Below are 2,861 nucleotides of genomic sequence, written 5' to 3'. Positions count from 1 at the left end.
AAGTAAAAGTGGATGAAAGAAAGCCATGCAATAAAATAACCGTTTTATCCGTTGTTGATTTTGGATAGAATTCATAATAAACATTGATGTTATTTACCTGCTGGTGCCCGGCTAACACCTATTCTTATCTAAAGGCTATTTTCGAATAGATTGTTGTTTTTCGTATAATTTCATCAACCCGTATAACTAAATGCTTCGTGGCATCTTTTCGTAAGAATATTTGCGAAAATTGCCTAAAACTTAAGTATTTGACCCTTATTAAGGTTCAAAAGCAACAAAGTTTACGAAAAGAGCCTATATAAAAAAAAGAAAGCAAGAATCTCTGCTTTCTTATTTTACGGAAAGGGTTTGTATAATTTCGGTAAATGAGTTTTTACTAACCCCTTCATATTTAGTTAGTTGTGATAACTCTGGAAAAATACCAATTTGGTGAAATAAAAGTTGTGTTAATAAAAGAAAAACAAATTGGATTAACACCATTTTTATTAATATTCTTTCTATTTTTTTCATTGGATTCACTCCGATAATCAATTATTCTTATTATTGGAGTGTTCTCTATTTATTATTCAATAATGGTTTCCTATGCTATAGGACTTCATTATACACCGCTTCTGCATTTTTTAACTTTTGAACATCTTCTTCAATTCCGTTTTGTGCATTAACGAAAATTCGGTAAGTATCATTTCCAATCGTCCCAAGGAACTCATAGCACAATACCTCTTTATTTAAGTCATTCACAATAATAGCCTCACGGTTTTCCATCACTTTAAAATTAGGGTTAACCTTTGAACGGGCCTGTTTCATTGTAATCACTGGTGAAGGAATTTCTCGTTCACGATGTGTTTTTAAATACTCCTCAGCGGAAACACCGATAATATCTCCATTATCAAGGGCGACTTTTACCTTAATGGATTCTGAATAAATCCTAACCTTATTAAGATTTGTTACAAAATTAAATACTCCAATATTATCATACTGGGTGCTTTCGAATAGCTCCAGATTTTTAAAACCTTGATCCTTTAAAAATTTGGCCGCACGAATTCCCGCATCATTTAAACTGATTGCTTGTTTTTTTACATCACGGCTATTAATAAACCAAATTGGAAATCCTCCCTTTTTGGTAATATCCATGCTTGCCTCATGACCTGTTTGACTATTTTTTATAGAAACACTATAAAATCCGTAATCAGACCCTTTCCCATTTTCCGTAACCTTCTCTTTAGCATTTCCATCAAATTGCATATATTTTTTTGCCTCATTAATAGCTTCAGTTCGTGAAATTTTCTTGCCTTTTATATTTTTAAAGTTTTCATCCTTTTTTTGCATATTGGAAAAGGTTGGGCCAAAATCTGTTTCATCATAGCCTGTCACCGTTTTTTCTACGGTTTTAAAACCATCAATAATGGTATTGTCTGTCATTTCCTTACCAGAAGCTAACGCAAGTTCAACATCCATCCAGCGTAAGTTGTTTTTCAATACCATTGCTTGGACGTTTCTTAGTTCGTTTTGAATTTCTCCAGACCGATTATAAAGAACCTTCAATGTATCATATTCTTTCTTCGTTAGCGGTTCCTTATCTAAATCTCTTATCGCTGTTCGATAACTAAAATTTCCTATATTCGCTAAAAATTCCTCCGTTTTATTAAAAGGAAGCAGTGTTAGCGGCAACTGGCCAACGTCGTTATGGGCCTCTGATGTAATCCTCCATACCTCTGCAAGTGATGGAGATAATGATATTCTTGAGTTCATCGCAAGGGTGGTACCGATTTTATCATGCAGTAAATCCATTTGGTAGGACAGGCCGTGAAAGGCACGTTGATAATTGTTTTCAGCATTTAAAAGGACTGCATTTTTTTCTTGATGTTCTTGATAGCCCCAATAGGCAGTTCCGGCAACACCAATCGCCAAAACCCCGATTAAAATTCCTCTGATCATCACTACACCTCCTTATTTGCAAAAAATATGTCTGCCAATTCGCTTAATTTGTGGTCTTGACCAAATCCACGGACTTGTTGCCGTTGAAGGATTAAAATAGTATAAGGCATTACCTGTGGGATCCCAGCCATTTATCGCATCAATTACAGCTTTTTTCGATGTTTCATTTGGAGTCAGCCAAATTTGCCCGTCTGCTACTGCTGTAAATGCTCCGGGTTCAAATATAACTCCGGAAACTGTATTAGGGAAATTAGCACTATTCACACGATTTAAGATCACTGCCGCAACGGCAACCTGGCCAATAAAAGGCTCTCCACGTGATTCACCATTAACCGCATTGGCCATCAACTGAATGTCATTTTGGGAAAATCCTTTTGGTGTATTAGATGCCATTGGTTTTTTTGTTGCACTCTTTTTAGGTGGTGCATTTTTTCTAGTAACATTCGAGCGATTGTATTTGGTTGATTTAACAAGTTTATTCTTGGTTGAAGCACCTGCAAGCCCATCAATAGGCAGCCCAAATTCATGTTGAAAGTTCCTTAATGCCCAATATGTACTCCACCCAAATACGCCATCAATCTTCCCATGGTAGAAGCCGATATATTTAAGCCGTGATTGAAGCTCAATCACATCTTCACCTACTGCTCCACGTTGGATGACCTGTCTGCTAAAGGCTTCCGATTTGTTCGGTTCCACTAACGAAAAGATCATCATAAAAAAGGAGCTTAAAATGAATATTTTCATTAGGATTTTTTTCTTTTTCATGGAATTGTAACCCCCAAATGTAAATCTTTTTACAGTAACCCTATTTTTTGTTTTCATGGAAATTTTATTCATTAAAATGCAGAAGCAATTTTTCATAAGAAACGCGCAGGCGCCTTGATTAGCCTTAGGCATAGCACAAGACAAGCCGGCCGAAAGGTTGT

Annotated in this window: 3 protein-coding genes; all 3 read right to left on the bottom strand. The window is 35.9% G+C overall.

From position 1 onward, the window contains the following. Positions 1-330: 330 nt before the first annotated feature. The 3 genes from BIV60_RS27770 to sleB all read right to left on the bottom strand — a co-directional run bounded on the left by BIV60_RS27770 (position 331) and on the right by sleB (position 2,649). Entirely contained in the window at positions 331-510 is a 180-nt protein-coding gene (locus BIV60_RS27770; protein ID WP_071358895.1) for a YpfB family protein, read from the bottom strand. Positions 511-585: 75 nt separating this feature from the next. Further along, the gene (gene ypeB / locus BIV60_RS27765; RefSeq protein WP_071358894.1) at positions 586-1,935 is read right to left on the bottom strand and encodes a germination protein YpeB; all 1,350 of its coding nucleotides are present in this window, start codon (positions 1,933-1,935) and stop codon (positions 586-588) included. A gap of 12 nt (positions 1,936-1,947) precedes the next feature. Next, a complete protein-coding gene (gene sleB, locus BIV60_RS27760; RefSeq protein WP_256218572.1) occupies positions 1,948-2,649 on the bottom strand; it encodes a spore cortex-lytic enzyme in 702 nt (233 codons plus the stop codon). Positions 2,650-2,861: the final 212 nt, after the last annotated feature.

Origin of the sequence: Bacillus sp. MUM 116, assembly GCF_001866655.1 — a bacterium.
In the GTDB taxonomy this organism is placed as follows: domain Bacteria; phylum Bacillota; class Bacilli; order Bacillales; family Cytobacillaceae; genus Neobacillus.
The sequence above is the reverse complement of the archived record's forward strand: the minus strand, read 5'-3'. Positions and strand labels throughout refer to the sequence as shown.

Coding starts and splice junctions, on each gene's coding strand:
- BIV60_RS27770 (WP_071358895.1), bottom strand. CDS start 510: ATGAAAAAAATAGAAAGAATATTAATAAAAATGGTGTTAATCCAATTT.
- ypeB (WP_071358894.1), bottom strand. CDS start 1,935: ATGATCAGAGGAATTTTAATCGGGGTTTTGGCGATTGGTGTTGCCGGA.
- sleB (WP_256218572.1), bottom strand. CDS start 2,649: ATGATGATCTTTTCGTTAGTGGAACCGAACAAATCGGAAGCCTTTAGC.